Source organism: Chryseobacterium taichungense (assembly GCF_900109935.1).
Taxonomy (GTDB): Bacteria; Bacteroidota; Bacteroidia; order Flavobacteriales; family Weeksellaceae; genus Chryseobacterium; species Chryseobacterium taichungense.
Map to the genome: position 1 here is coordinate 1 of NZ_FOBV01000017.1, position 8,226 is coordinate 8,226.

Consider the following 8,226-nt stretch of genomic DNA (forward strand, 5'->3'; position numbering starts at 1 on the left):
AGTGAAATGCACGAAGCAATGGAAAAGCATAAAATCCCAATTGCAAAAAATTACATTTCCGATTTGGTTGCTTTTACTCGTTCTGCAATCAGTAATGAAATTACAGACCCAAAAGCCAAGCTGCAGATAGAAAATCTAACTCGTGAAGTGTTGGAAAAAATTTAATCTTATATATCCGTATATACATATATACTATGGGAAAACCTACTAAATTAGGCGATTTTGCGAAAAATCTTACAAAGGAAAAAAGAACACCATTGCAAATGGTTGTTCCTGTTAAGGATAAACCATTGACTAAAAAATTCCTTATGAATTTACCTGTTGAAACGTACGAATTTCTTCGCAAAAAAGCATTTGAAGAAAATACAGATATGAAAACATTAATTCTTTCAGCTATTAACGAAATTTATTATAAATCTTAAATGGGAAGCCCTTCCTCATTTAAAATAAAGCATAGTTTTTAGATTTAAATATATAGTTTTATGAAATACTTATTTTTCCTCTTTTTCAGTGTTTCAATGTTTTCTCAAAATATAGTTACTGGAAAAACTTTTTCAGAGCAAGGTTATATTTTGAAAAATGTACTTATTATTAATATAAATACAAATGAAAAAACAACTTCGAATAATGAAGGTTTTTTTAGTATCAAAGCCAATATCAATGACGAATTGAGATTTGTAAAATCTGTCGCATTCCTACGCTTATAATAAGGAAGGTACGATTATTCGGCTACAATTCTTGTTCTGGTCCTGTTACAGTTACTTATGAGTCAACTGCTGCAGAAGGTTCAGCAGAATATCTTGATGATTTAGCTAGTGCTATTAATTATGCAGATTTACATCATTGTTATGGTGATGGAGCAGACACTTTTCTTTTGTTAAAATAAATACATTTAATAAAAAAATCCGCCTCAGTAACAACTGAGGCGGATTTTTTGTGCTTATAATTTGCTTATTATTGTAAATTCCAGTGATATTGACCACCTGGTTTCAATTTAAAGTGACCATGATAAACGCCCGTATTAAACACACGAATAAATTAAAAAACTCTGGAATTAATTCCAGAGTTTTCAAGTTTTAAATTTCTGCTTTATGCAGTTTCAAATTTATCTAAGTGAATATCTTTTTCTTCAAACTCTTTTTCTGCTTGCCTTAAGTCATAAGCATACTGCAATCTTAACCATATCCCAGGATTTCCACCAAAAACTCTTGAAATTCTGATTGCCATGAGAGGACTAATTCCACTTTTTCCATTAACAATATTGGAAAGATTTGGACGAGTTACTCCTAAAAGCTGTGAAGCTTTTTCAACAGTCAAAAAATTAGTTTTGAAAATCATTTCGGAAAGAATTTCTCCGGGATGCGTATTGTGCTTAATTGCACGAGTTATAGGTTTCATAATGTTCGATTTCTATTTGATTTTAAAATTTTATTAAGTTAATGAGTATCAAGTAAATCTAAATCATAAACATTTTTATTTTCAAATTTGAATATAATTCTATAATTACCTGTTACATCTAATGACCAAAAGTCTTTTAATTTTCCTTTAAGTGGATGTATTCTTAAATTTTTAAAAGCTTCAAAGTCATGGGGAACTTCCTCTGCATTATCTAAAAGGTCTAATATTATCCTTATCTTAACTACCATTTCAGATGGTAATTTACTTTCATCGTCTTTGGTCCAAAAATTCTTCAGACCTTTATGTTTAAAAGAGCTAATCATTATTACATTTATTATTAATTTATTTTATTAAACTTCTCTTACTTTAAGAAAGTGTAAAGTTACGCAATACGCTTGAGAAATCCAAATTAATAATATTTTCTATTAACTTTATAGATAGACTAACCCTATAACTATTTTAGTTTTCAATTCAAATAAAGCAGAACATTTTTCTTTTCTAGAATAAACTTTTTATTAGATTCGTTTTCTATTGTGATAGTTTTGCTGTTATCTAATATTTTTCTTACTTCACAGTATTTTTCTGCAGTTATCTTAGATACATCAATATCATTTATTTTAAGAATTTTTTCACTTACATTTAATTCTGATAATGAAGGAATTTGGAGTTTATTTACAATAATCAAACTATTATCAATAGGAGCTAAAGAAATACCAAAACTATTATATTCAGGAGTTTTATCTGTTGAATTTAAAATAATATTATTATTGATAAAATCAAGATCAACCAAATAGTTTTCTATAAATCTAATACCTATCAAATTTAGTGGATCAGAGCTACTATCAATAATTTGATTTTTTAAATTAGTCTTGTTAAATTCTATTTCCATTAAATCGACTTGTCTCTCGCCTTTGTTTACACTATTTAAACCTTGTGATAACAAGCCTTCAAAAGTCAAAAAATCACTGTCTTTTATTGAATTATATAAATTTTGACTAAGTGTAATGCCCATTCCGGAACCGGAGTCGAATATGAATTCAGCATCTTGATTTCTTATTTTTCCTTTCACTCTAGGAACACTTGTAAAATTATCTTCGGAAAAAGGTATAGTAACTGAAGTGGGTGAATTTGTTAACGACTTATCAAATACGCTAATTGTTTTTGTTTTGAAATCAATACGCCATATTTTACCTTTCATCATATTAGCACCTAATATCCCACTGATTTTTTTACAAGCCCGACCAGTCATCCAACTAACATCTGTAAAGGAAAAATTTACATTTTTAAATTTTAAATCGGATACTATCAAATCATTTGTTGAAAAAACATCCATTTTTGATTTCACGTTATGTGCATCACTAGCTTCAAAAATTATACTGCTCTTTTTTTCGTTGATTTTGCCTTTTAGTTCCGAAGAAATAATAGTGAATGCACCCGTATCAAACAAAAAATAATGCTTTTGTTTTTTAATATCTACTGGTACAAATATTTTCCCATCAATCAATTCAAAAGGGATTGTTGTAGCATTAAAAAATGAAGAAAACAATAGTAATGTAACTATAAATAAATGCTTTTTAATATTTTTCATGTTTTATTTATCTAAGGTGTTAAGCAAATATAAGATAAAAAAAAGACTGCCCGTGAGGCAGTCCTTTGATTTCAAAATGAATCTTTCTTTAAAATTACCAAGTCCACTTAACAATCACGGTACCTGTCACAGTAGTTGAACCTGTCTGAGGATTGGTTGATGTACTTACACTTGTAGAAAGCTCTTTTTTCTTTTTTCCTCTAGCAGCAAAAGCCGAAGGAGGGGTAGTGTCTTGCATTTCAATAGGGATTTGCCCTAAAAACCCACTTGCCAAACTAAATCCAGTGATTCTTAAATCAACAATTTCAAGAGATCTTAGATATTCTTGTTGTTCTTCACTCATTTCAAAATTCTCAGAAATAAATTCAACAGGATTGTTTGCAACATACTCAGAAATTTTAAGTCTTTCTTCAAAAGACAATTTGTTAATTTCTTCTTGTTTTACTTGTACTCCTTCAGGAGTAAATGGCATTTTTTTCATAATAAAAAGGTTAATTAATTGGTTAAAAATTGGTTAAAAAATAATCGCCCGGGATTTGATTGTTTTAATTACTGGTACAAATATATAGGTGGGTAACGACAAAACTCGTCGCATTATAATTACTTCAATTTTTTTTATTTTTATTTTTACCAGATTTGTTTTTTGCGTTTTTTTAATACTTCCACTACTATTGCAGTCTTTAAATTACAAGTAATAAAATATAAAGAAATATGGGTGTAAATTGTAAATTCAATTTTTCAATATTTGAAATCATACATGTTTTTTTCCGAATGTATGTCGAGAGAATTTATAATTCTCCTCGATATACATGAGTAGGCGAAGCCGATTATGCAGTATGTAAAATAATTTCTTACATTATCCTATAAATATATTTTAGAGTTAACTTGGTAAATGAATACAGCATCTATTCTGTGATTTCGGGTTTTGTAAGAAAACATATAGTCGGAAAAAACATATTCTATTTCTTTCCTTTTTTAAAATCCTGATAGCCTTTATAATAGACCTCTAATGATTTACTGTCTTTCGGGTTCGACTTCTGCCACGCCCTGAGAACCTGCGACTGCTCTACATAGCTTTCCCATTTGGTTTTTTCTACAATAATATTACCTTCATTAGCTATTTCCTGCAATACTACATTGCGAACTTCCTTTTTTGTGCGAACACTTTCTTTATAATATTTAAACCCTGAATAACCACCAAATAAAGCCAATCCCCACCCCGAAAGCATCACAAACAGGGAAATATACAGAACAGGCTTGTAGTGCTTAAAATAATCTTTGTAGGCTTCGAGCTTCTTCAGATCTTCCGGAGAGATTTCAACTCGGATATCCAAAACACTTTCTTTGAGTTCCTTCAGGCTGTGATCGATCAGCGTTCCGGCTTCTTTCAGCTTCGCATCCATTCCGGAGATTCCGGAGTTTAATTTTTGGGTTTCCTGTTGAAGTGCAGCAGTAGTTATTTTTAAGTCTTCTACCACCGCCTTTGGGTCAAACTTTACCTGATTTTGATTCTTATTTTCTTCCATAATTCATATTTTTTTATTTTTTAAAATGACATTCCCATGTCTCTCGATACATCTTTGGTCATGCTTTTGGCGATGTCCATTGCAATTTCTTTAATCTTTAATTTCGGATCTATATCGCTCAATTTAAAGCCTTGTTTTGTTACTTTTTCTAATACTGAAGGATTTGTATTTATATCTGCTTTCGGGATGATTCTTGCACCGTTTAGCCCTTTGCTGTTCTCGCTGATCTGCATAATATATCCCCTTTTATCCATACGGTCGACTAAATCACTCAAACTTTTACTTTCCTTTTTTTCCTGGAGTAAAACGTTTTTGATTTCCGCTTTCTTCTCTCCGCTGATTTCCTTTGCTGTCTTCCAACTCCGCTCTTTGGATAATACTTCAGCGTGTCCGGATGCTCTTTCCCCGATATTGTGGCTCTTCACTTGATTTTTACCATAATAATCGATACGGTTGGCGATAATATGCAGGTGTTTATCGTCCGTAGATTGGTGCAGATGTACCAAATATTGATTGTCCTTTCCGATTCCTTCTTTCTTCAGATAATCTTCCGCAAGTTTCGCCCAATCCTGAATACTTAAATTTTGGCTGTATTCTTTCGGGGGCGATATTACTGCCGTTACATATTTGTTTTCGGTTCGGGTGTTCTTATCCGCAATCTCTTTAAACTCTGCAAAAAGGTCTTTCGGCTTCTCTCCGGAAAGTCCGTTCCGGCAAACTTCAACACTCTGTTCCTTGTCGCTCTGTTGGTACGCAATGGATCGGGAACTTACATTTCTTGTAGATGCAGAGATTACCATTTGACTTGCTTTTTGATGCCTTTGATCGCTTCCTCAATCTCTCTGAGCAGTGCTGTTCTTTCTTCGGGAGTAAATATTTCTTTCTTCATATAATTACCTATTCTCCGGAAATTCGTTGCATAATTAGTAAGCATGATGTTTTTTTCATAGTCCGGAAGTTCTTTTTCCAAAAGAATCAAACGGCTGTAATCGGTAAGCTGAAGCTTTTTTTTATCGGCTCTTTCTTTTAGCACTTTCATCTCTGCAGGTGTAAAACGAAGAGCCAAACGTGCAGATTTTGGAGCATCCAATTTGGGGCGACCTCCGAGCTTTCCTCTTTCACGAAATTGGTTTTGTCTATCGACTTTCTCAAATTCTGCATGAAGTAGTGATTCCCAATCGTCTGTATTTTCTTCTTCCATAATTCAGTTTTTTTTATATATTAGTAACTCTTCAAAATATTTTTTTTCATCATTGTTAATTTTATTAGATTAACAATTTCAGCTCCTTGTGCACTAAGGAGCTGTTTTTATTTCATTCTCCTTTATTGTTTTTTCCGACTATTAAAAAATGTCTCAGGCACTGCCTATAATAAAAGGGGCTATGCCTCCTTTTCGACGATAGGAGAAAAGCAAGTTGCCCTTTTGTGGCAAAAATATACAACGAAGTGTAGGTTTTTGACGTCAAAAGGTACTACTTGCCCTTACTGAAAACATACATTCGCATACCAAATTTAGCAATTTTCTTTTTATTCTGCAACCTGTGCTTATTTTACTCAGGTACATATCCCCATAATTCCAAAATATCGCCCAGCTCTACCCACTATCAAAACAGTCCAAAATGATAATACTTCAGATCGCCCACAAACAAAATCAAAAATCCGGAATAGTCAAAAACACTCCAGACATTCTGCAAAAAATAAAGGGGAAAAATAGAAAAGCTGAAGGGGAAATTAAGATCGCTTCCGGAAGTGATATCGCCTTGATCAGAAAACCGGACAGCTCACCAAATCACCACACTAATAATAGTTTTTATCTATTGATTATATTATGTAATACATAACATCCGTCCGCAACCCGATTTTCTCGAATCTCTGTTTTTCTTTCTTTTTGTTTTTCTTCCACTCTGTACATGACAGGATGTCCGAAAAATTTTCGCTCCAATAGAAAAGATAAAAGGCCGATTGAACAAACGTATTCTTTAAAATATTTATTACTTTCTTATTTTAGTATTTTAAGACGCTGTAATATACTGTTTATCAAACTATTATAAACTTAAAAACCACTTTTTATAAGCTAAAAACCACTTTTTATAAGCTAAAAACCACTTTTTATAAGCTAAAAACCACTTTTTATAAGCTAAAAACCACTTTTTATAAGTGTTAAATACCATTAATAAAACCACTGTGGTTTTATTACGTGGTTTTTTATTCTTATTTTTGTTTTTGAATATTATAATTATGGAATTAATAGATGTTAACAAAGATGAAAAACTAATTTATCAGCATAATGTTATCACTTCAGGAAGGTACGATTATTCGGCTACAATGATGGATATCCTTTTTATGATACTTTCGTCTTTAGAAGTTGGGAAGTTGGAATACATTATTCATGTGCATGATATTGAAGTAATTACAGGACGCAAATGGAATTTAAAACAATTGAGAGAAGCAACGGAGAGTATAGGTTCTCGAATGTTTGAAATTGAGACAAAAGAGAGCATAGAACAAATTTGGTTATTCTCCAGGGTTAAATATTTACTCGGAACCGGAAGCTTCACTGTTACACTTAATCCCTTGGCAACCCAATATTTCTTTGAGTTGAAAAATAATTTTACAGCTCTTCAATTAAAATCGGTTCTAAATTGTTCTTCCAAATATGCAAAACGGCTGTACGGAATTGCTTGTCAATGGCGAAGTGTAGGAAGTAAGCGTTTTGAAATTGATGAACTTAAAAAAATGCTTGGATTGATCGACAAAAAAGGAAATGAACAATTTGATAAAATAAGCCAATTCAAAGAAAGAGTTTTAGATATTGCTAAAAAACAAATCAATGAAAACACGGATATTGAAATTGATTTTGAACTAAAAAAGAGAGGTCGGTCTTTTCACTGGGTAACACTGCATATTAACTCTCAAAAGTTTAAACAGTTAGAAATTAATTTTGAAAATTCTATAAATCTTCAAAAATTTGCCTCTAAACTTGTTGCTTACGGCTTTAATCAAGAACAAGCAGAGCTGATTGCCGGAAAAGAAAAAGAAAAGGATTTTGACATCTTAATTACAGAACTGAACGAAAAGATCAGGCAGAGAAAACTGAAAATAGAAAATTCTGTCGGTTACTTAGTTGGGGTCTATCAGAAAAAAGGAATGTTACCTGTTAAAAATTAATCATATATTTGTATATACGTAAATACATATATACTATATGGCAAAAATCATTTTGACTACACATCAAAAAGGAGGTGTAGGGAAATCTACTCTAACTTTTAATATGGCTTTAGCGTTAAATAATGAGGTTAAAGTCTGCATTATAGATTTGGATTTACAAGGTTCTTTATGGCGTTCCCGAACGGCTTCAGATATTCCGGTTTTTTCTGCAGATGAAATGAATGATGTCTTAAAATCAGACTTCGATTTTATTTTTATTGATACTCCGCCATATCTTAATGAGAAACTTCCTGAATTGTCTAAGTTGGCAAATGTTATTGTAATACCTACAAAAACCGGAATTTATGACCTCTTAGCAATAGAAGATACAATAAGTATTATTAAAGATTCAAAGAGCGAAAAAAAGGCGTTAATTGTTTTTAATATGGTAAAACCAAATACAACATTAACCAGTGAAATGCACGAAGCAATGGAAAAGCATAAAATCCCAATTGCAAAAAATTACATTTCCGATTTGGTTGCTTTTACTCGTTCTGCAATCAGTAA

Annotated in this window: 12 protein-coding genes; 5 read left to right on the forward strand and 7 right to left on the reverse strand. The window is 31.7% G+C overall.

The window, feature by feature from the left end:
• The first annotated feature begins 194 nt into the window (after positions 1-194).
• Both BMW64_RS20050 and BMW64_RS20055 read left to right on the forward strand, forming a co-directional pair.
• Complete coding sequence (locus BMW64_RS20050) at positions 195-422, forward strand: hypothetical protein (protein ID WP_090002441.1); 228 nt, start codon at positions 195-197, stop codon at positions 420-422.
• A 60-nt stretch (positions 423-482) separates the two neighbouring features.
• Positions 483-707, forward strand: coding sequence for a hypothetical protein (locus tag BMW64_RS20055; protein WP_090002443.1), 225 nt, complete (start codon positions 483-485; stop codon positions 705-707).
• Between the two features lie 382 nt (positions 708-1,089).
• Here the strand turns inward: BMW64_RS20055 and BMW64_RS20060 are convergent, their stop codons facing one another.
• From BMW64_RS20060 to BMW64_RS20090, 7 genes are all read right to left on the reverse strand, one after another.
• A complete protein-coding gene (locus BMW64_RS20060; RefSeq protein ID WP_090002445.1) occupies positions 1,090-1,398 on the reverse strand; it encodes a HigA family addiction module antitoxin in 309 nt (102 codons plus the stop codon).
• A 38-nt stretch (positions 1,399-1,436) separates the two neighbouring features.
• Positions 1,437-1,721, reverse strand: coding sequence for a type II toxin-antitoxin system RelE/ParE family toxin (locus BMW64_RS20065; protein ID WP_090002447.1), 285 nt, complete (start codon positions 1,719-1,721; stop codon positions 1,437-1,439).
• A 143-nt stretch (positions 1,722-1,864) separates the two neighbouring features.
• Positions 1,865-2,986, reverse strand: coding sequence for a pepsin/retropepsin-like aspartic protease family protein (locus tag BMW64_RS20070; RefSeq protein ID WP_090002449.1), 1,122 nt, complete (start codon positions 2,984-2,986; stop codon positions 1,865-1,867).
• A gap of 94 nt (positions 2,987-3,080) precedes the next feature.
• Positions 3,081-3,467, reverse strand: coding sequence for a hypothetical protein (locus BMW64_RS20075; RefSeq protein WP_090002451.1), 387 nt, complete (start codon positions 3,465-3,467; stop codon positions 3,081-3,083).
• A gap of 478 nt (positions 3,468-3,945) precedes the next feature.
• Positions 3,946-4,512: a hypothetical protein gene (locus BMW64_RS20080; RefSeq protein WP_090002453.1), complete on the reverse strand. Its 567-nt coding sequence runs from the start codon at positions 4,510-4,512 to the stop codon at positions 3,946-3,948.
• A 20-nt stretch (positions 4,513-4,532) separates the two neighbouring features.
• Positions 4,533-5,312 (reverse strand): relaxase/mobilization nuclease domain-containing protein, encoded by a 780-nt coding sequence (locus BMW64_RS20085; protein WP_090002455.1) that lies wholly within the window; start codon positions 5,310-5,312, stop codon positions 4,533-4,535.
• Positions 5,306-5,713 carry a plasmid mobilization protein gene (locus BMW64_RS20090; RefSeq protein WP_090002457.1) on the reverse strand — a complete coding sequence of 136 codons (408 nt, stop codon included), beginning with the start codon at positions 5,711-5,713 and terminating at the stop codon, positions 5,306-5,308. Before BMW64_RS20090 ends, BMW64_RS20085 begins: the two co-directional genes overlap by 7 nt.
• Before the next feature lie 418 nt (positions 5,714-6,131).
• On the opposite strand from BMW64_RS20090, the gene BMW64_RS20095 reads away from it, so the two are divergent.
• From BMW64_RS20095 to BMW64_RS20110, 3 genes are all read left to right on the forward strand, one after another.
• Positions 6,132-6,353, forward strand: a complete 222-nt coding sequence (locus BMW64_RS20095; protein WP_090002459.1) for a hypothetical protein — start codon at positions 6,132-6,134, stop codon at positions 6,351-6,353.
• Positions 6,354-6,750: 397 nt separating this feature from the next.
• Positions 6,751-7,680: a replication initiation protein gene (locus tag BMW64_RS20105; protein WP_090002463.1), complete on the forward strand. Its 930-nt coding sequence runs from the start codon at positions 6,751-6,753 to the stop codon at positions 7,678-7,680.
• Between the two features lie 37 nt (positions 7,681-7,717).
• Positions 7,718-8,226 (forward strand): ParA family protein (locus BMW64_RS20110; protein ID WP_090002466.1); only part of this gene is annotated, 509 nt, incomplete at its 3' end.

Excerpts from the sequence above, each read along its gene's own strand:
- BMW64_RS20050 (WP_090002441.1), top strand. The coding sequence starts at position 195 with ATGGGAAAACCTACTAAATTAGGCGATTTTGCGAAAAATCTTACAAAG.
- BMW64_RS20055 (WP_090002443.1), top strand. The coding sequence starts at position 483 with ATGAAATACTTATTTTTCCTCTTTTTCAGTGTTTCAATGTTTTCTCAA.
- BMW64_RS20060 (WP_090002445.1), bottom strand. The coding sequence starts at position 1,398 with ATGAAACCTATAACTCGTGCAATTAAGCACAATACGCATCCCGGAGAA.
- BMW64_RS20065 (WP_090002447.1), bottom strand. The coding sequence starts at position 1,721 with ATGATTAGCTCTTTTAAACATAAAGGTCTGAAGAATTTTTGGACCAAA.
- BMW64_RS20070 (WP_090002449.1), bottom strand. The coding sequence starts at position 2,986 with ATGAAAAATATTAAAAAGCATTTATTTATAGTTACATTACTATTGTTT.
- BMW64_RS20075 (WP_090002451.1), bottom strand. The coding sequence starts at position 3,467 with ATGAAAAAAATGCCATTTACTCCTGAAGGAGTACAAGTAAAACAAGAA.
- BMW64_RS20080 (WP_090002453.1), bottom strand. The coding sequence starts at position 4,512 with ATGGAAGAAAATAAGAATCAAAATCAGGTAAAGTTTGACCCAAAGGCG.
- BMW64_RS20085 (WP_090002455.1), bottom strand. The coding sequence starts at position 5,312 with ATGGTAATCTCTGCATCTACAAGAAATGTAAGTTCCCGATCCATTGCG.
- BMW64_RS20090 (WP_090002457.1), bottom strand. The coding sequence starts at position 5,713 with ATGGAAGAAGAAAATACAGACGATTGGGAATCACTACTTCATGCAGAA.
- BMW64_RS20095 (WP_090002459.1), top strand. The coding sequence starts at position 6,132 with ATGATAATACTTCAGATCGCCCACAAACAAAATCAAAAATCCGGAATA.
- BMW64_RS20105 (WP_090002463.1), top strand. The coding sequence starts at position 6,751 with ATGGAATTAATAGATGTTAACAAAGATGAAAAACTAATTTATCAGCAT.